This window comes from Parahoeflea olei (assembly GCF_001703635.1).
In the GTDB taxonomy this organism is placed as follows: Bacteria; Pseudomonadota; Alphaproteobacteria; order Rhizobiales; family Rhizobiaceae; genus Hoeflea; species Hoeflea olei.
On record NZ_LQZT01000028.1, the window covers coordinates 1 to 1,335 of the forward strand.

The following is a 1,335-nucleotide window of genomic DNA, read 5'->3' on the forward strand; positions in this document are numbered from 1 at the left end:
GGTAGTGTGCGGAGAGTTCTGCAAAATGGCTGAGATTGGGCGGTCATGGCAGGCTGGTGATTGTTCACGTCACCTGATTCCCTGGAAGGAACGCCACCATGACCAAGACTGAAGGTAAGACTGCCAGCGCCGCCGTCAAAGAGATTTTGCTTTCGAACCCTGATGGGCTGCGCGATGTGATCCGCGCGGTGATGCAGGAGGTGCTGGAAGCGGAGATGGACGAGGCGCTTGGCGCCGGCAAGGGCGAGCGGACGCCGGAGCGGCTCGGCTATCGCTCAGGCCATTACGGCCGCACGCTGGTGACGCGGGTCGGCAAGCTCGAGCTGAGAGTTCCGCAGGACCGGCAGGGCCGCTTCTCGACCGAGCTGTTCGAACGCTACCAGCGATCGGAGCGGGCCCTGGTTGCGACACTTGCGGAGATGTATGTGCAGGGCGTGTCGACCCGGAAGGTGCGGGCGATCACCGAGGAACTGTGCGGCCACGCCTTCTCGGCCTCGTCGATCTCGGCCATCAACAAGCGGCTGGACGAGAGCCTGAAGGCTTTCGCCGAACGCCCGCTGCACGAGCCGTTCCCCTACCTCATCCTCGATGCGCGCTACGAGAAGGTGCGCGAAGCCGGTGTTGTCATGAGCCAGGCGGTGCTGGTCGCCGTCGGCATCGATTGGGATGGCCGGCGCCAGATCCTGGCCGTCGAAATGGCCAGTCGCGAGAGCCGCTCGGCCTGGCGGGACTTCCTCTTGGGCCTGAAGGCGCGCGGCCTCAGGGGCGTCGAACTGGTCGTGTCCGACGACCATGCCGGCCTGGTCAGGGCCATCGGCGAGGCGATCCCGGAAGCCGCATGGCAGCGCTGCTACGTGCACTTCCTCAGGAACGCGCTCGACCATCTGCCCAGAAAGCACGGCGACGATTGCCTGCAGGAGCTGCGCTGGCTCTACGATCGGCGCGATCTGGCCGAGGCCAAGGCCGATCTGGGCGCATGGCTCGCCAAATGGTCGGCCAAGTATCCGCGCCTGACGGGCTGGGCCGAGGAGAACATCGAGCAGACGCTGACCTTCTTCCGCCTGCCCAGACAGCACCACAAGCACCTGAAATCGACCAATATGCTCGAACGCCTCAACGAGGAAATCCGCCGGCGCACCTACGTCGTGCGCATCTTCCCCAATGCCCAGAGCTGCCTGCGTCTCGTCAGGGCACTGGCCGTCGAAACCAACGAAAACTGGATGGAGGCAAACCGCTACCTCAACATGGACGACCTTAGAGAGCACAAGAAGCTCGAACTCCGCAAAGCCGCATGACCAGCTTCATGGCCGCCCAATTTGCAGAACTTGACGCACA

General features: G+C 63.7%; 1 protein-coding gene. It reads left to right on the forward strand.

All coding sequences use genetic code 11. The features are described 5' to 3' along the window. Nucleotides 1-98 precede the first annotated feature (98 nt). On the forward strand, nt 99-1,295 hold the full coding sequence (locus tag AWJ14_RS14840) for an IS256 family transposase (protein ID WP_066180727.1): 1,197 nt from the start codon (nt 99-101) through the stop codon (nt 1,293-1,295). Nucleotides 1,296-1,335 lie beyond the last annotated feature (40 nt).

Excerpts from the sequence above, each read along its gene's own strand:
- AWJ14_RS14840 (WP_066180727.1), top strand. The coding sequence starts at position 99 with ATGACCAAGACTGAAGGTAAGACTGCCAGCGCCGCCGTCAAAGAGATT.